13 protein-coding genes are annotated in these 15,462 nt (G+C 70.1%); 3 read left to right on the top strand and 10 right to left on the bottom strand.

Features of this window, described 5'->3' with window-relative positions:
- Window positions 1-5 precede the first annotated feature (5 nt).
- From DMX10_RS21180 to DMX10_RS21160, 5 genes are all read right to left on the bottom strand, one after another.
- A complete protein-coding gene (locus DMX10_RS21180) occupies window positions 6-1,199 on the bottom strand; it encodes an acetyl-CoA C-acyltransferase (RefSeq protein WP_111262920.1) in 1,194 nt (397 codons plus the stop codon).
- A 10-nt stretch (window positions 1,200-1,209) separates the two neighbouring features.
- Window positions 1,210-1,977, bottom strand: coding sequence for a 3-hydroxyacyl-CoA dehydrogenase (locus tag DMX10_RS21175; protein WP_111262919.1), 768 nt, complete (start codon window positions 1,975-1,977; stop codon window positions 1,210-1,212).
- Window positions 1,978-1,993: 16 nt separating this feature from the next.
- Complete coding sequence (locus tag DMX10_RS21170) at window positions 1,994-3,634, bottom strand: AMP-binding protein (RefSeq protein WP_111262918.1); 1,641 nt, start codon at window positions 3,632-3,634, stop codon at window positions 1,994-1,996.
- 118 nt (window positions 3,635-3,752) lie between these two features.
- The gene (locus DMX10_RS21165) at window positions 3,753-4,787 is read right to left on the bottom strand and encodes an AraC family transcriptional regulator (RefSeq protein WP_111262917.1); all 1,035 of its coding nucleotides are present in this window, start codon (window positions 4,785-4,787) and stop codon (window positions 3,753-3,755) included.
- 135 nt (window positions 4,788-4,922) lie between these two features.
- Window positions 4,923-5,279 (bottom strand): VOC family protein, encoded by a 357-nt coding sequence (locus tag DMX10_RS21160; protein WP_111262916.1) that lies wholly within the window; start codon window positions 5,277-5,279, stop codon window positions 4,923-4,925.
- Between the two features lie 194 nt (window positions 5,280-5,473).
- On the opposite strand from DMX10_RS21160, the gene DMX10_RS21155 reads away from it, so the two are divergent.
- The gene (locus DMX10_RS21155; protein WP_111262915.1) at window positions 5,474-7,279 is read left to right on the top strand and encodes a monovalent cation:proton antiporter-2 (CPA2) family protein; all 1,806 of its coding nucleotides are present in this window, start codon (window positions 5,474-5,476) and stop codon (window positions 7,277-7,279) included.
- Window positions 7,280-7,291: 12 nt separating this feature from the next.
- On the opposite strand, the gene DMX10_RS21150 is transcribed toward DMX10_RS21155, so the two are convergent.
- The gene (locus tag DMX10_RS21150) at window positions 7,292-8,218 is read right to left on the bottom strand and encodes a pyridoxal-phosphate dependent enzyme (RefSeq protein ID WP_111262914.1); all 927 of its coding nucleotides are present in this window, start codon (window positions 8,216-8,218) and stop codon (window positions 7,292-7,294) included.
- 150 nt (window positions 8,219-8,368) lie between these two features.
- Between DMX10_RS21150 and DMX10_RS21145 the strand changes: the two genes are divergently transcribed.
- Together DMX10_RS21145 and DMX10_RS21140 are read left to right on the top strand one after the other, a co-directional pair.
- On the top strand, window positions 8,369-8,686 hold the full coding sequence (locus tag DMX10_RS21145) for a hypothetical protein (RefSeq protein WP_111262913.1): 318 nt from the start codon (window positions 8,369-8,371) through the stop codon (window positions 8,684-8,686).
- A 116-nt stretch (window positions 8,687-8,802) separates the two neighbouring features.
- Entirely contained in the window at window positions 8,803-10,989 is a 2,187-nt protein-coding gene (locus tag DMX10_RS21140) for a bifunctional diguanylate cyclase/phosphodiesterase (protein WP_111262912.1), read from the top strand.
- A 74-nt stretch (window positions 10,990-11,063) separates the two neighbouring features.
- On the opposite strand, the gene DMX10_RS21135 is transcribed toward DMX10_RS21140, so the two are convergent.
- From DMX10_RS21135 to DMX10_RS21120, 4 genes are all read right to left on the bottom strand, one after another.
- The gene (locus DMX10_RS21135) at window positions 11,064-11,267 is read right to left on the bottom strand and encodes a hypothetical protein (RefSeq protein WP_111262911.1); all 204 of its coding nucleotides are present in this window, start codon (window positions 11,265-11,267) and stop codon (window positions 11,064-11,066) included.
- Window positions 11,268-12,147: 880 nt separating this feature from the next.
- The gene (locus tag DMX10_RS21130) at window positions 12,148-13,356 is read right to left on the bottom strand and encodes an MFS transporter (RefSeq protein WP_111262910.1); all 1,209 of its coding nucleotides are present in this window, start codon (window positions 13,354-13,356) and stop codon (window positions 12,148-12,150) included.
- A gap of 114 nt (window positions 13,357-13,470) precedes the next feature.
- Complete coding sequence (locus tag DMX10_RS21125; protein ID WP_111262909.1) at window positions 13,471-14,364, bottom strand: LysR family transcriptional regulator; 894 nt, start codon at window positions 14,362-14,364, stop codon at window positions 13,471-13,473.
- Window positions 14,365-14,543: 179 nt separating this feature from the next.
- The gene (locus DMX10_RS21120) at window positions 14,544-15,410 is read right to left on the bottom strand and encodes a sterol desaturase family protein (protein WP_111262908.1); all 867 of its coding nucleotides are present in this window, start codon (window positions 15,408-15,410) and stop codon (window positions 14,544-14,546) included.
- Window positions 15,411-15,462: the final 52 nt, after the last annotated feature.

Below are 15,462 nucleotides of genomic sequence, written 5' to 3'. Positions count from 1 at the left end.
CTCCTTCAGTCCATGCGCTCGATGGCCACGGCCGTGGCTTCGCCGCCGCCGATGCACACCGAGGCGATGCCGCGCTTCAGGCCGTACTGGCCGAGGGCGCCGAGCAGGGTCACCAGCACCCGCGCACCGGACGCGCCGATGGGATGGCCGAGCGCGCAGGCGCCACCGTGCACATTGAGCCGTTCGTGGGCGATGCCCAGGTCGCGCATGGCCACCATCGGCACCACGGCGAAGGCTTCGTTGATCTCGAACAGATCCACCTGTTCCAGGTTCCAGCCGGTGCGAGCCAGCAGGCGCTGGATCGAGCCCACCGGCGCGGTGGTGAACAGCCCGGGCGCCTGGGCGAAGGAGGCGTGCCCGGCGATGCGCGCCAGGGGCGTCAGGCCGCGTTTCTCCGCCTCCGACAGGCGCATCAGCAGCAGTGCCGCGGCGCCATCGGAAATGGAGCTGGAGTTGGCGGCGGTGACGCTGCCGCCCTCGCGGAATGCCGGCTTCAAGGTGGGAATCTTGTCCAGCCGCGCCTTCGGCGGCTGCTCGTCGCCGACGACCTCGCGCACCTCGCGGCCCGAGCGGGCCTGCACCGCCACCGTCTCGACGCTAAAACGGCCTTCGGCCAGGGCCTTCTGCGCACGGGTCAGGGATTCGATGGCGAAGGCGTCCTGCTGCTCGCGGGTGAAGCCGTAGGCCTGGGCGCAATCCTCGGCGAAGGTGCCCATCAGGCGGCCCTTGTCGTAGGCATCCTCCAGGCCGTCGAGGAACATGTGGTCGAGCACCTTGCCATGGCCCATGCGGTAGCCGGTGCGTGCGCGCTCCAGCAGGTAGGGCGCGTTGGACATGCTCTCCATGCCGCCCGCGACTACCACAGCGGCACTGCCGGCCGCCAGCAGGTCGTGGCCGAGCATCGCCGCCTTCATGCCCGAGCCGCACATCTTGTTCACCGTCGAGCACACCACGCCCTGGGGCAGCCCGGCGCCGAGCGCCGCCTGGCGCGCCGGTGCCTGGCCCTGGCCGGCCTGCAGCACGCAGCCCATCAGCACCTCGTCCACGGCCTCGGCGGCCACGCCGGCACGCGCCAGGGTGGCGGCGATGGCGGCGGCGCCCAGTTCGGCGGCGGTCATCTCGCGCAGGTCGCCGAGGAAGCCGCCCATGGGGGTACGAGCGGCACCGACGATGACGATGGGGTCGATCTTCGCGTTCATGACGTTCTCCTCATTTCGCGGCCATGCGCAGCGCGCCATCCAGGCGGATGACCTCGCCGTTGAGCATGGTGTTGCCGATGATGTGGGCCACCAGCGCGGCGTATTCGCCCGGGCGCCCGAGGCGCGGCGGGAACGGTACGTCGGCGGCCAGGGAATCGCGCACCTCCTGGGGCATGCCGGCCATCATCGGCGTCTCGAAGATGCCGGGGGCGATGCACATCACGCGGATGCCCGAGCGCGCCAGGTCCCGCGCTAGCGGCAGGGTCATGGCGGCGACGCCGCCCTTGGAGGCGGCATAGGCGGCCTGGCCCATCTGCCCGTCGAAGGCCGCCACCGAGGCGGTATTGATCAGCACGCCGCGCTCGCCCTGCTCGTCCGGCTCGTTGCCGGCCATGGCCTCGGCCACCAGGCGCAGCATGTTGAAGCTGCCGATCAGGTTGACTTCCACCACCCGGCGGAAGCTGTCCAGGCCATGCACGCCCTTGCGCCCCAGCACCTTCTCGGCGGGGGCGATGCCGGCGCAGTTGATGAGCCCGTGCACCGCGCCGAAGGCCTCGACGGCAGCAGCGACGGCAGCACGGGCCTCGTCCTCGCGGGTGATGTCGGCGCGCAGGAAGCGGGCGTTGTCGCCCAGCTCGGCCGCGCGGGCGGCGCCGGCCTCGGCATTGATGTCCACCAGCACCACCCGGGCGCCTTGCGCCAGCAGGGCCTGGGCGGTGGCGAGGCCAAGGCCGGAGCCGCCGCCGGTGATCAGGAAGGTTCTGTTTTCTATGTGCACGTCGGTCGCTCCTGGGTCATGGGTGGGCGGCACGCGCCTGGGCGCTGGCGATCTCCTGGTTGCGCAGGAGAAAACGCTGGATCTTGCCGCTGGGTGTCTTGGGCAGTTCCGCGACGAATTCGATCTCGCGCGGGTAGGCATGGGCGGACAGCCGCTTGCGCACGTGTTGTTGCAGCGCATCGGCCAGGGAAGCGTCCCCGGCGTGGCCGGGCTTGAGCACCACGAAGGCCTTGACCAGCTCGGTGCGCTCCGGGCACGGCTTGCCGATCACCGCGGCCTCGACCACCGCCGGGTGCTCGATCAGCGCGCTTTCCACGTCGAAGGGGCCGACCCGGTAGCCGGAGGTGGTGATCACATCGTCCGAGCGGCCGACGAAGGCGATGCTGCCATCGGCGCTCAGCTCCACGGTGTCGCCACTCAGGTAGTAGTCGCCGACGAAGGCCCTGGTAGTACCGCCCAGGTAACCGGGGAACCAGAACAGCGGCGAGCGGGCGCGGTCGATGGCGAGGATGCCCGGCTGCCCCGCCGGCAGTTCGCGCTGGGCGTCGTCCAGCACCACCACGCGGTGCCCGGGCACGGCGAAGCCGGCGGCGCCGATGCGCACCGGGTGCGCCAGCTCGTGGTGATTGCACAGCACCATGCCCAGCTCGGTCTGGCCGTAATGGTCGTGGATGGGGGCGCCCAGGCCCTCGGCGAACCAGCGGATCACCTCCGGGGTCAGGGGCTCGCCGGCACTGCTCACCGCGCGCAGCCGGCCCTTGAGCTCCGGCTCCACCTCCTCCTTCGCCGCCAGCAGCAGGCGGAAGGCGGTGGGCGAGCCGGCCAGGTTGGTGATGCCCAGCTCGCGGATGATCCGGCAGGTGCTCTCGACGCTGAAGCCGCCCTCGAAGAAGGTGGTGGCGTGGCCCATGGCCAACGGCCCGGTCACGGCGTAGTAGAGGCCATAGGCCCAGCCGGGGTCGGCCAGGTTCCAGAAACGGTCGTCCTCGCGCAGGCCCACCGCGTCGCGCATGTAGCCGACGAAGGCGAGGATGGCCCGCAGCGGCACCTGCAGGGCCTTGGGCAGCCCGGTGGTGCCGGAGGTGCACATCAGCAGGAAGGGGTCTTCGGCGCGGCGCATGACCGGCTCGAAGTCAGTGTCCTGGCGTTCGAGGGCCTTCCAGAAGGCGCAACCGCCCTCCTCCACGGCACCGACGGTGAGGATCGCCGGCACCTGCGCCACTTCGTCCAGCTTGGCGCGGTTGGCGGTGTCCACCACCACCAGGCGCGACTGGCCGCATTGCAGGCGGTGCTCGATGGCCTTGGGCCCGAAGGCGGTGAACAGCGGCTGGTAGACGGCGCCGACGCGCCAGGTGCCGAGGATGGTGACCAGCAGCTCCGGGGTACGCGGCAGCAGGCCGGAGACGCAATCCCCCGGGCCGATGCCCCGTTCGCGCAGGTGGTGGGCGAAGCGGGCGCTGGCTTCCTTCAGGCGGGCGAAGGTCCAGTCCTCGCGACGGCCGTCACGGCCTTCCCAGACCAGTGCCACGCGCCCCGGTTCGGCGTGGCGGTCACAGCATTCGATACAGGCGTTGAGGGCCTCCGGCGTGCCCGCCAGGGTGGCGGCGAACGCCTCGGCCAGGTCGAACCGGCGTGCAGCCTCGTGGTAGTCGCGCATGGACGGTGACTCCGCTTCGTTCTTGTAGTGGGCGGAATCTTCGGACCGGCCTTGCCCGCCGGCAATGTCGAATGGCGCCAACCTGGGCGAGCGATTTTGACAACGGCCACTGGCCAGCTCAGGTCGGCGGCGGGCCCGGGTGCATCAGCTCGCGGTACTGCCCCGGCGTGGTGCCGGTCCATTTGCGGAAGGCCTTGTAGAAGGCGCTGGCGTCGGCGAAGCCCAGCTCGAAGGCCAGTTCGGCGAAGTTGCCCTCGCCGCTGTCCAGCCTGGCGATGGCCAGGTCACGGCGGACCTGGTCCTTGAGCGCCTGGTAGGACTGGTCCTCCAGCGCCAGCTTGCGGCGCAGGGTCGAAGGCGCCATGTAGAAGTGGCTGGACAGCGCCTCCAGGTCCGGCCAGCGCTCGGGGCGCAGGCTGCGCAGGTAGGCGCGGATGCGCGCCGCCAGGCTCTGCGGGTCGCGGTAGCGCACCAGGATGTTGGCCGGCGCGCCACCGAGGAAGCGCTTGAGCTCGCGCTCGCTGCGGCGCATAGGCAGCTCCAGGCAATCGGCATTGAACAGCAGGCGCGTGCGCGGCCGGGCGAAGCGCAGGTTGTCGCTGAACATCACCCGGTAGTCCTCGATGTACTCGGGCGCCGGGCAACGCAGGTCGATGGCGAGGATGGCAATGCGCCGCCCGGCCAGCCAGCAGGCCAGGCCGTGGACGATCATCCACAGGGTGAAGTAGGCGAAGGCGCGCTGGGCCTCGCCCGGCCCCTCCTCCAGCACGATCTCCGCCATCCCGCCCTGGCGCACCAGGCGCGGCGAGAGGCCGTCGAACACCAGGCCGAGGAAGCCGAGAATGCCTTCCAGCGCATCCCCCAGGCAGGCCTCCTTCAAGGCCGCGCGGGCCATGAAGGCGAAGCTGCCGGACTTCATGCGCCTCGGGTTCATGCCGAAGAATTCATCGTCCATGCATTCGGCCAGGCGCAGCCAGAGACGCGCGTACTGCTGCGTGGAGACCCGCCCATAAGGCCGCTCCAGCGCCTCGGCGGCGATCCCGGCGTGCAGCAGCAGCGGCTGCGCGTCGAGGCCACGGGCACGCAGCTCCTGCAAAGCCTCGCGGACCAGCTGGACGGAAATGGTGCCTTTCTCGACGACGGTGCCTGTCATGGTTGCCTGGCGCGTGCAGTGGGGGGCCGATTGTAGAGCGATCACGCCGGGACGCGCAGCCCGGATGTAGCACAGCTGCAGCCCGGGAGCACTGCCCCCACCCGAGCCCCCGCATCCGTGCAAACGCGGTTCCCGCTACAGGTGCTCCAGCACATTCAGCACCCGCCCCGCCGGGTCGCGCACGAAGAAGCGTCGCACGCCCCAGGGCTCGTCGGTCAGCGGGTGGACGATCTCAGCCGCCAACGCCAGGGCACGTCGATGAGCCTCTGCCACGTCGTCCACCTCGACGGACAGGTCCGGCACCGGCGTACCCGAGCCGCCTTCGCTGGCCAGGCTCAATTGCGGGCGCATGCGCACCGCCTCCGGGGACGCCAGGGTGAGGATCCAGCCATGGTCCATCACCAGGTCGAGGCCCAGCAGGCGGCGATAGAAGTCCGCCAGCGCGGCGGGATCGGGGGTGGCGAAGTTGGCCACCAGGCGTAGCACGTTCATGGCAGTGGGCTCCTTGTCCGGGACCGCAGCAGGATAGCCGCCCGCCGGGCGGGGGCCAGGATTTTCGCGCCCCGCGCAGGCACCGCGCCAACCGGACACAGGGCCGCTCCGTGACAGCGGCGGCCCGCACCCCCTATCCTTGCGCCCTCTGCCGCTCCGTCGGATCTTTCGCAAGTCAGCCCAAGGAAACTCCCATGCCCCATGAAGGCAGCTCGTTGCAGGTCGCCGTGGTCTTCCTGCTCGCCGCCGTCCTTGCCGTGCCTCTGGCCAAGCGCCTGCAACTGGGTGCCGTGCTCGGCTACCTGCTGGCCGGCGTGCTGATCGGCCCCTCCGTCCTGCGCCTGGTCAGCGACCCGCAGAGCGTCAGCCACCTGTCCGAGCTGGGCGTGGTGCTGCTGCTGTTCATCATCGGCCTGGAGCTCTCGCCCCGGCGCCTCTGGGTCATGCGCCGCTCGGTGTTCGGCGTCGGCCTGGCCCAGGTGCTGCTCACCGGCGCGCTGATCGCCGGCATCGCCTACCTGGCCGTCGCCAGCACCTGGCAGAGCGCCGTGGTGCTCGGCCTGGGCCTGGCGCTGTCCTCCACCGCCTTCGGCCTGCAGATCCTCGCCGAACGCAAGGAGCTGACCAGCCCCCACGGCCGCCTGGCCTTCGCCATCCTGCTGTTCCAGGACATCGCGGCCATCCCGCTGATCGCCCTGATCCCGCTGCTCAGCGGTGCCACTGCCGCCCGCGACGACGACGGCCAGCTGGCCCACCTCGCCGAAGTGGTCGGCAGCATCGGCCTGGTGGTCATCGGTGGCCGCTTCCTGCTGCGCCCGGTGTTCCGCGTGGTGGCGCGCACCGGCTTGCAGGAGGTGTCCACCGCCACTGCGCTGCTGGTGGTGATCGGCACCGCCTGGCTGATGGAGCTGGCCGGCGTATCCATGGCCCTCGGTGCCTTCCTCGCCGGCCTGCTGCTGGCGGACTCGGAATACCGCCACGAGCTGGAAGCCCAGATCGAGCCGTTCAAGGGCCTGCTGCTGGGGCTGTTCTTCATCAGCGTGGGCATGAGTGCCGACCTCAGCCTGCTGCTGGGCCAGCCGCTGCTGGTGCTGGGCCTCACGGCGCTGCTGATCGCCCTCAAGTTCCCGGTGCTCTACCTGCTCGGCCGCAGCGCCGGCGGGCTCACCCGGCATAGCGCGCTGCGCCTGGGTGTGGTCCTGGCCGCCGGGGGTGAATTCGCCTTCGTGGTGTTCAAGATGGCCCGCGACCAGGGCCTGTTCGAGGCCCGCCTGCACGGTTTCCTGGTGCTGGCCATCACCCTGTCCATGGCGCTGACGCCGCTGCTGATCCTGGCCATCAACCGCCTGGCCAGGGCCCGGCCAGCGCCGGTGAACGTACCGCCGGAGTACGAGCGGATCGACAGCGACTCGCCTCGGGTGGTGATCGCCGGCACCGGCCGCATGGGCCAGATCGTCGCCCGTGTGCTGCGCGCCCAGCGCGTGCCGTTCCTGGCCCTGGACACCTCGGTGGAGACCATCGAGCTGTCCCGCAGCCTGGGCCGCATGCCGATCTTCTATGGCGATCCGCTGCGCCCGGAGATCCTCCGCGCGGCCAAGGTCGACAAGGCCGAGTTCTTCATCATCGCCACCGACGACCCGGTGACCAACCTGAAGACCACCGAGCTGGTGCGCCGCCTCTATCCGCACCTCAAGGTCATCTCCCGCGCCCGTGACCGCCAGCACGTGCACCAGTTGCTCGACCTCGGCGCCCAGCCGGTGCGCGAAACCTTCCACTCCAGCCTGGAGATGAGCCGCCAGGTGCTGCTCGGCATGGGCCTGGACGAGGAACAGGCCAACGCGCGCATCCGCCGCTTCCAGCGCCACGACGAGGAGGTGCTGGCCGCCCAGCACAAGGTGCATGGCGATGCCGCCGCCATGATGCAGACCGCCCGCGAGGCACGCGCCGAGCTGGAAACCCTGTTCGACACCGACCGCATCGAGGACCAGGGCGTCAAGTGAGCGCCCGGCCGCTCAGTCTTCCGGCTGGGCGGCCTTCCAGGCGCTGATCTGCTCCAGGCTGGCGGTCACCCCGCCGCACACCACCACCATCACCCGCTCGAAGCCCCGCAACGCCTCGTCCCCCGCATAGGCCAGGGCCAGCGCCGCGCCACAGGCCGGCTCGACGAGAAGGCGCTGGTCCTCGAGGAAGCGCTCGCAGGCCTGCAGCGCTGCGCGGTCGCTGACCACCCGGGCCCGCACCGGGTGGCTGCGCCCCAGTTCGAAGGCACGCTCGCACACCTGCCTGGCGCCGAGGGAAGTGGCCACGCTGTCGATGCGCTCCAGCTCGATACGCCGGCCGGCCTCCAGCGCCCCGGCGAAGGACGCCGCGCCCGCGGTTTCGGCGGTGATCACCGGCACCGTGCCCCAGCCGTTGCGCTGCAAGCCTTCCACCACGCCGCTGAACAGCCCGCCGCCGCCCACCGAGAGCAGCACCGCGTCGGGGCGCCAGCCGCTGGCGGCCACCTCGTCCACCAGGGTCGCGTGGCCTTGCCACAGCAGCGGGTCATCGAAGGGGTGGATGAAGGCGTCCGCCTCGCCCAGCATCGATTGCGCCAGGGCATTGGCCTCGTGCCAGGCCTTGCCGTGGACGATCACCTCGGCGCCCTCCTGGCGGATCAGCGCCCTGGCCCGTCCGGTGGTGGTTTCCGGCACCACCACCGTCACCGGGATCGACAGGCAACGGCCGGCGAACGCCACGGCGATGCCCGCGTTGCCGCCGGAGGACGAGATGAAGCGCCGCGTGCCCCGACGCGCATGGAACTCGCAGGCGGCGCCGATGCCACGCAGCTTGAACGAGCCCGCCGGCTGCAGGGCCTCCAGCTTCAGCCACACCTCGGTGCCGGCGGCCAGGCTCAGGGGGCGGGAATGGATCAGCGGGGTCTGGATATGCAGGGGCATGGGAGGCTCGCGCGGCGTGTGTGGGGGCGACAGCCTCGCCCGCCGGCGACCGGGGCGTCTTGTACGTTCTTGCAGCGCGCCGGCACGTCAAATTCCTTGAGCAACCCATCCGCGTAACGGTCTACCTTCCTGACCCCCTAAGGAAGCGCCATGCAGAAGACGCCCGATCACACCCACCTCGCCGGCCTGAAGATGGCCAGAGCCCTCATCGACACGGCTGCGCCGCAAGACCTCGCCCAGCGGCTCGACGAGGCCATCGCCCGGGCCCGCGAGGCCGGTCCGGGCGAAGGCGACGGCATCTTCGAACTGGAGCGCATCGCACGGCAACTGGAAGCCGGCGGTGCCATCGACCCGCCGCCGATGTTCTCCGGCCGCCTGGACGCACCGCTGCGCCAGGGCACTTCCCTCGCGCTGATGCTGATCCATCGGCGCCTGGCCAAGCTGCGCGAACCCCCGCCCGGGGCCTGAAGCCGGCGGCGCTCGCAGCCGTCCGTCCGCTCGCGGCCACCCGGGGCTGGCGCAAGGCACCGCCCATCTATCCTTAGGGCGTTGCGACAGGGAGTGATCATCGACAGGAGGTTGCCATGCGCTGTCCCTCGCAGTTGCCGAACGAAGCCGAACGCCTGCGTGCCCTCGCCGACTACGGCCTCGACGACGAACGCGTGGTCTCCAGCCTCGACCCGGTGGTGCGTATCGCCGCACGGATGTTCGACATGCCGCTGGCCGCGGTGAACATGATCGGCAGCGACCACGTGTTCTTCGCCGCCAGCACCGGTGTCGGCAAGGTCGACATGCGCCGCGACGTGTCCTTCTGCGCCCACGCCATCACCCAGGACCAGGTGATGGTGGTGCCCGACGCCAGCCACGACGAGCGCTTCCACGACAACCCGCTGGTGGTCGGCCCCACCCACCTGCGTTTCTACGCCGGGGTGCCGCTGCTCTCCGCCGAGGGCCTGCCGCTGGGCGCGCTGTGCGTCATCGACGACCAGCCCCACCCGGACTTCTCGGACGACGACCGCGAGCGTCTGCGAGAGCTCGCGCGCATGGCCACCGACCGCCTGGAGCTGCACCGCATCGAGGTGAGTGCCGGTCGCAAGCGCCCGGCCTTCGACACCTACGCGGGGCAATCGCAGACCCCGGTGCTCTGGTTCGACCACCGCGGCCACGTCCTCGCCTGGAACCCCGCCGCCGCCAGCCTGCTGGGCTACGCCGTCGAGGAAGGCGTCGGGTTGCCGGTGGAAGCCCTGCTGGCGGTGGCCGAGCGCCCGCCCTTCCTGGCGCTGATCCGCCGCGCCGTGACCGCCGGCTACCTGGCCGACCCGAACACGCCGACCACGCTCAAGGGCCTGCACAAGGACGGCAGCGAATTCGACCTGGGCATGTCGTTGTCCTCCTGGAGCGAGAAAGGCTATCCGCGCTTCGAGGCGGTGCTCACCGACGACAGCCAGCGCCAGCAGGAAGAGGCCGAGCTGCGGCGCCTGGCCACCTTCGACGCCCTCACCGGGCTGGCCAATCGCGGCTGCTTCTACCGCCGCGCGGAACAGGCGCTGCTGGCGGCACGACCGGTGACGGTACTGATGATCGACCTGGACGGCTTCAAGGACGTGAACGACACCCTGGGCCACCTGATCGGCGATGGCATCCTGCGGGAGGTCGCGCTCCGCCTGGCCGCCCTGGCGGGCCCCGACGACCTGGTGGCGCGCATCGGCGGCGACGAGTTCGCCCTGCTGCTCACCGGCATCACCGAGCCCGAGACCGCGCTGCGGGCGGCCCAGGAGGCCATCGGCACCATCGCCCGCCCGATCCAGGTGGACGGCCACGAAGTGCGCGTGGCCGCCAGTTGCGGCCTGGCCCTGGCACCGCTGCACGCCCTGGAAGCCCTGGAGCTGGTGGGCGACGCCGACCTCGCGCTGTTCAAGGCCAAGGGCAACGGCCGCAGCCAGGTCGCCGCCTTCACCCCCGAACTGCGCCTGGAGGCGGTGAGCCGCCACCTGCACGCCATGGAGCTGCACAGGGCGGTGGAGAACGGCGAGTTCGTGCTGTTCTACCAGCCCCAGGTGCGGCTCGGCGATGGCTCCCTGCGGGGTGCCGAGGCACTGATCCGCTGGCAGCACCCCGAGCGCGGGCTGCTGGCGCCCGAGGACTTTCTCCCGGCCCTGGAGCGCGGCACCCTGGCCGCCCGGGTGGGCAACTGGGTCCTGGACGAGGCCTGCGCGCAGCTGGCCTTCTGGCGCAACAACGGCGCCGAGGACATGCGCATGGGGGTGAACCTGTTCAGCGCCCAGTTCCGCGTCGGCGACCTGGTGACCGAGGTGCTGGAGACCCTGGCCCGCTATGGCCTGCCACCCGAGGCGCTGGAGCTGGAGGTCACCGAGAACATCGTGCTGGACAACGACGACATCGTGCTGGAGACCCTGCAGCGCCTGCGTGCCCATGGCGTGGGCATCGCCTTCGACGACTTCGGCACGGGCTACGCCTCGCTGATCCTGCTCAAGACCTACCCGCTGAGCCGGATCAAGATCGATCGTTCCTTCGTCCAGGGCATGCTGGAGTCCCGCCGCGACGCCTCGGTGGTCCGCGCCATCCTCGACATGGCCCGCAGCTTCGATCTGGAAACCATCGCCGAGGGCATCGAAACCGATGCCCAGCGGGCCCGGCTCAAGCTGGAACGCTGCGGCGAGGGCCAGGGCTTCCTGTTCTCCCGCCCCATCTCCGCCCAGGCCTTCACCGAGGCGTACCACATCCGCCCGGCGGTGCGCACCGCCAGCTGAAGCCGGCAGCGAACCGCGGAAACGACAAAGGGCGCCTCAGGGCGCCCTTTCACATCGGTGCGAACCGGCCGGGGTCAGTGCCACCAGCGCGGCAGGCCCTTGCGTTGCTCTTCGCTGCTGTTGCCACGGTCGACCTGGGCTTGGGCGGCGGAGGCACGGTCGCTGGCGGCATCCTTGAAGGCGCGCTCGATCGCGCCGTGGTGGTCGGCGGCGCTGACGCTGAAAGCGCTGCTGGCAACGACGGCGGCAAGCAGGGTGGCGGTGAAGTAGCGGCTCATGATGGGTTCTCCTGGGGGATGGGTGAGTGATTCGACGGGGCCAGTTTCGCGTCGCCGCCGCGCCCCGGGAAACGCAATCGGTCACTAGTGGATATCAGCGAAATCGATTGCACCCACTCCCGGCCCGGTGCCGGCGGCGGGCCTTTCGCGGCTGAAGCCGCTCCTGCAAGGGCGCTATCCGCAACCACGTAGCCGACCGGTGCGTAGGGTGGATGGCGCTTTTCTCATCCACCAGGCGGCGCTACCGGGGGCACCGAGCCATGGCAGCCCTGCGGCCTGCCGGGCGAATGAATCGGCTCTGTCTGCGTTAGCTGTTGTGGTTTAAGGCGAGCTCTCAAGCACAGTGCGTTCCGGGCGCCCAGGGGTTTCTGCCACCTCCACCGCATGGGTTTCGCTTCGCTCTACGCCATCCTACGAAAGCCGCCGCTAGCTGCTCGCTGGGTTGGTGCGCATATCGATGTGAGGATCCGAGTGGGGAAAGTCGGGGCAGCCGCCAACGCCCCTTCCCAGGAGGCCGAGCGAATCGTCGTTTCAGGGGTTGAGCGACATGGATGTCGCGAGAGCCGCGATGGGCCAGGGATGGCCCTTCGCGGCGGGCCCCTGGACGCCGCTTGCGGTGAACGCACTTCAGTGCGGCCCGAAGGGCGAGCGTAGCGAGTAACGACGATGGAGCGAGGGAGGTCTGGCTTTAGCCAGACCAGTATGGAGGGGCGAGTTTTCTGGTTCCTTTTCACCGGGCTGGCGTTCCAGCGATTGGAAAAGGGGCTCGCCCGGGTGGGCGAAACGAAAAGCCTCAACAAAGCTCGGCAATCAGCTGGGGTCAAGTCCTCTAACAACACTTAACGCAGACAGAGCCAATAGAATTCGCCCCTACACCCCGTTACCCCACCTGGGCTTCACCCCGTGCGCCCTGGCGGGCATGCAGGCCGAAGGCGACCAGGGCCAGCAGCGGCAGCGCGGCGCCCACCAGGGCGACGGCCTGCCAGCCAGCCTGCTCGAACAGCAGGCTGGCGATGGAGGAGCCGACGGCGCCGCCGATGAAGATGCTGGTCATGTACAGCGCGTTGAGGCGGCCACGGCTGGCGGCATCCAGGGCGTAGACCTCGCGCTGGCCGAGGACCATGTTCATCTGCACCGCGAAGTCCAGCAGCACGCCGGTCAGTGCCAGCCCCACCACGCCCCACGGCAGGCCGAACAGCGCGGGCAGGAAGCTGAGGATGGCCAGCAGCATGGCGAGACGCGACATGCTGCGGGTATGGCCCGCATCCGCCAGGCGCCCGGCGATGGGCGCGGCGATGGCCCCGATGGCGCCGACCAGGGCGAACAGCGCGATCTGCGACTGGGACAGCCCGTGGTTGCGTGACAGCTCCAGCGGCACCGCGGTCCAGAACAGGCTGAAGGTGCCGAACATCAGCGCCTGGTACAGCGAACGCTGGCGCAGCACCGGCTCGCGACGGAACAGGTGCCAGAGCGAGGCCAGCAGTTGCCCGTAGCTGGCGCGGTGATCGGGTTGCCGGCTGGGCAGCGCCACGGCCACCACCCCGGCGATCACCAGCATCAGCCCGGCGGCGCCGAAGAATACCGCACGCCAGCCGAAGTGGTCGGCCACGACGCTCGACAGCGGCCGTGCCAGGAGGATGCCCAGCAGCAGCCCGCCCATGATCCCGCCGACCACTCGGCCCCGGGACTCCTCCGGCGCCAGGTGCGCGGCCAGGGGGATCAGCATCTGCACCGAGACCGAGCTGAAGCCGATCAGCGCCGACACCAGCAGCAGCGGGCCGGGGGCATGGGTCAGCGCCATGCCCACGAGGCTGGCGAAGGTGACGCCGATGGTGGCGATCATCAGCCGGCGGTTCTCCAAAAGGTCCGCCAGGGGCACCAGGAAGAACAGGCCGAGGGCGTAGCCGACCTGGGTCAGGGAGACGATCAGGCTGGCGCCGTGGGTGGAGATGCCGACATCGGGCGCGATCAGCTCGATGATCGGCTGGGCGTAGTAGATGTTCGCGACGATGGCGCCGCAGCAGATGGCGAAGAGCAGCACCAGGCCACGGCTGATCGCCTGGGGCGCGGAATGGCTGGAAGGGGTCATCGGAGGGTCCTCGGGGTGGAACGGTTCGTGGCGCCTATCCTGGGCAACAGCACCGCCCGGGGGAATCCGTTCGCTGCGCAAAGCGGCTTTGCCTTTTGCGCAATGCCAGGTGCCTCAGAGCAGGCCGCCGACGAACGCAATGAAGGCCGCGACCCGCCGCGAGGCACGGTGGCTCGGCAGGTAGAGCGCGGTGATCAGCGAGCGGGTGTCGTCCGCGTTGATCCGCTGCCCCGGGAACAGCGACAGCAGGCGGCCCGCGGCGATGTCGTCGTCCACCAGCCAGTCCGGCAGCAGTGCCACCGCCGACCCGGCCAGCGCCACCTCGCGCAGCACCTCGATGTTGTTGCTGCGCAGCCGCCCACGCACCGGCACGCGGACTTCGCCCTCGGGCCCCTGGAAGGTCCAGACCTGACGCGCGGCGCCGTAGTTGAAGCGCAGGCAGTCGTGCTCGGCCAGTTCCAGCGGCTGCGCCGGGGTGCCCCGCTCTGCGAGGTAGGCGGGGCTTGCCACCACATGGCGACGGAACTCGCCGAGGGTCCTGGCCACCACGCCGTCCATGGGCGCGGCCGCCCCGAGGCGGATCGACAGGTCGACCCGTTCGCCAAGCAGATCGACGATTTCGTCGGTGAGGGTGATGTCCAGCTCCAGGCGCGGGTGACGCGCCAGGAGCCCGCCGATGTGCGGCGAGATCATGCGCCGGCCGAAGGCGGTGGGCACAGAGACCCGCAGCGGCCCGCTGGGCTCCTCGCCGCCGTCCATCACCGAGGCGTCGGCCTCGGCCAGGTATTCCAGCACCTGGCGCGCGCTCTGGTAGTAGGCGGCGCCGGCCTCGGTGACCGTCACCTGGCGGGTCGAGCGATTCAGCAGCACCGTGCCCAGCTCCTGCTCCAGTGCATCGACCATGCGTGTCACCGAGGAGGTGGCCAGCCCGAGGCCTCGCGCGGCCGCCGAGAAGCCCTTGGCGTCCACGGCGGCGACGAACATCTTCAGGGCCAGCAGCTTGTCCATGTGGGCTCCGGGGCATTGGCAGAACCGGCAGGGGGCCGGGCTCGGGATCGGCGGATGATACGCGGGGCAGGCCCGCGAAGCATCCGCTCGCATGCGCCTGGCACCCCGCCGACATCTACCTGGTGAGCTGAAGCTCCGGCGGGAGCTCGCGCTGTCCTGGGCGACGCCCCGCAGGGCAGTCAACCGGCGACCTTGTCCGCGTCCTCGACGGTTTCCCGCACTTGCGGCACCGGCGCCCGTTCGCGCACCAGCGGCCAGAACAGCTCGTGCTGCCAGCTGACAGGTCGCAGGTGCTCGATGCCATAGCGCTCCGGACGGCGACGGGTGATCTTCGCGGTGCCGAACAGCACGTCCCAGAAGAACAGCAGGTTGCCGTAGTTGCCCTTGTAGTGGGTCACGCCGTCTTCGGCGCTCAGGCCGTGATGGGCCGAATGGGTGGACGGCGTGGAAACGGTGCGTTCCAGCAGCCACATCAGCGGGCGCAACGTGCGGATGCGGTACAGCCGGTCGTCCCAGGGCACGCTGCTATGGGCCCCGAAGATCACGCACATCTTGAGGATCAGGTAGAGGTAGTAGACCTGCGCCAGCCCCATGTGGATCAGCATGCCGCTCAACCACAGGCCCGGCATCAGCAGGTAGTAGAAGCTGTTGTTGCGGTAGACGATGCGGATGCTCATGTAGGGCGCCGAATGATGCGCACGGTGCAGCGCGTAGAGCAGCGGTACGCGGTGTGCCAGGCGGTGCCACGCGTACTGGGTGAGATCGTCGAACACCAGGAACAGCGCGAACCCGGCGAGCCAGGGCAGGCCGGCGAGGCTGCCCTTCGCCTCCGGCGCGACCTGGTCCAGCAGCCAGGCGCTGGCGGTCATCACCAGGGGGAAGGTGAAGCCCAGCAGCAGGCTGGAGCCGATGATCTCGATCAAGGCGTCACGGCGCCGGCCCTGGGGTTGGCGGAAGCAGGCACAGGCCACCTCCAGCAGGATGAATCCGAGGAAGATGGCAGCGACGATCAGCGTGGGGTTGTTGGCGAGCGTTGTTGTATTCATGGCAATCTCGTTCCGGCCCGACAGGGGCATTGCACCGCCATCAGAAACCAGG

This window comes from Pseudomonas sp. 57B-090624, assembly GCF_003234055.1.
GTDB lineage: Bacteria > Pseudomonadota > Gammaproteobacteria > Pseudomonadales > Pseudomonadaceae > Metapseudomonas > Metapseudomonas tohonis.
The sequence above is the reverse complement of the archived record's forward strand: the minus strand, read 5'-3'. Positions and strand labels throughout refer to the sequence as shown.

What these genes read in the sequence shown, in the direction of transcription:
- DMX10_RS21170 (WP_111262918.1), bottom strand. Translation starts at nt 3,634, where the DNA reads ATGCGCGACTACCACGAGGCTGCACGCCGGTTCGACCTGGCCGAGGCG.
- DMX10_RS21135 (WP_111262911.1), bottom strand. Translation starts at nt 11,267, where the DNA reads ATGAGCCGCTACTTCACCGCCACCCTGCTTGCCGCCGTCGTTGCCAGC.
- DMX10_RS21140 (WP_111262912.1), top strand. Translation starts at nt 8,803, where the DNA reads ATGCGCTGTCCCTCGCAGTTGCCGAACGAAGCCGAACGCCTGCGTGCC.
- DMX10_RS21125 (WP_111262909.1), bottom strand. Translation starts at nt 14,364, where the DNA reads ATGGACAAGCTGCTGGCCCTGAAGATGTTCGTCGCCGCCGTGGACGCC.
- DMX10_RS21155 (WP_111262915.1), top strand. Translation starts at nt 5,474, where the DNA reads ATGCCCCATGAAGGCAGCTCGTTGCAGGTCGCCGTGGTCTTCCTGCTC.
- DMX10_RS21145 (WP_111262913.1), top strand. Translation starts at nt 8,369, where the DNA reads ATGCAGAAGACGCCCGATCACACCCACCTCGCCGGCCTGAAGATGGCC.
- DMX10_RS21120 (WP_111262908.1), bottom strand. Translation starts at nt 15,410, where the DNA reads ATGAATACAACAACGCTCGCCAACAACCCCACGCTGATCGTCGCTGCC.
- DMX10_RS21160 (WP_111262916.1), bottom strand. Translation starts at nt 5,279, where the DNA reads ATGAACGTGCTACGCCTGGTGGCCAACTTCGCCACCCCCGATCCCGCC.
- DMX10_RS21130 (WP_111262910.1), bottom strand. Translation starts at nt 13,356, where the DNA reads ATGACCCCTTCCAGCCATTCCGCGCCCCAGGCGATCAGCCGTGGCCTG.
- DMX10_RS21165 (WP_111262917.1), bottom strand. Translation starts at nt 4,787, where the DNA reads ATGACAGGCACCGTCGTCGAGAAAGGCACCATTTCCGTCCAGCTGGTC.
- DMX10_RS21150 (WP_111262914.1), bottom strand. Translation starts at nt 8,218, where the DNA reads ATGCCCCTGCATATCCAGACCCCGCTGATCCATTCCCGCCCCCTGAGC.
- DMX10_RS21180 (WP_111262920.1), bottom strand. Translation starts at nt 1,199, where the DNA reads ATGAACGCGAAGATCGACCCCATCGTCATCGTCGGTGCCGCTCGTACC.